A 765-nucleotide genomic window follows, 5' to 3' on the forward strand; every position below is an offset into this window, starting at 1 on the left:
GGCAGCCTCATCATTGGTCTTGAATCGACGGCACACTATGCTGACAACCTGGTTGAATTTCTCGTATCTAAACGCTACCAGGTCTGCGTTATCAACCCGATCCAGACTTCCACGATGCGTAAGAACAACATCCGGAAGACGAAGACCGACAAGGTGGATACGTTAGTTATTGCCAGAACTTTAATTGCTCAGCCGCACAGATTCTTCTCGCAGGAGGATATTGACCTCATGCATCTGAAGAACCTCGGCCGTTTCCGGCAGAAGAATATCAAAGAGCGTACCCGGCTAAAAATACAGCTCACAGCCTACGTGGACCGTGTCTTTCCGGAACTCCAGTACTTCTTCAAATCCGGACTTCATCAGAAGACCATTTACGCTCTTCTGAAAGAGGCTCCTACACCTGAACTGGTAGCTTCCATGCACTTGACTCATCTGGCTCATCTGCTCGAGGTTTCCTCTCACGGACACTTCAATAAAGAGCAGGCCAAGGAATTAAGAATTCTGGCACAGAAGTCTGTCGGTTCCAGCGACAGAGCCCTATCCTTACAAGTAACACAGTCTGTGGAGCAGATCGAGTTACTGGACAGGCAGATCACCGACGTCGAATCCGAGATGACTGAAATCATGCTTGGACTTGACTCCGTTATTATGACCATTCCAGGCATCGGATATATCAATGGCGGAATGATCCTGGGCGAGATTGGCGATATTCATCGCTTTTCAAAGCCCTGTCAGCTGCTTGCATTTGCCGGACTGGATCCTTCT

1 protein-coding gene is annotated in these 765 nt (G+C 48.8%); it reads left to right on the plus strand.

Annotated features, from left to right (window positions below; translation table 11 throughout):
• Positions 1 to 765: IS110 family transposase (locus ACTNC3_RS11435; RefSeq protein ID WP_441227511.1), on the plus strand; the 765-nt coding region annotated here is incomplete at both ends.

Origin of the sequence: Oribacterium sp. HCP3S3_B9, from assembly GCF_052064255.1 — a bacterium.
Classification (GTDB): Bacteria; Bacillota; Clostridia; order Lachnospirales; family Lachnospiraceae; genus Oribacterium.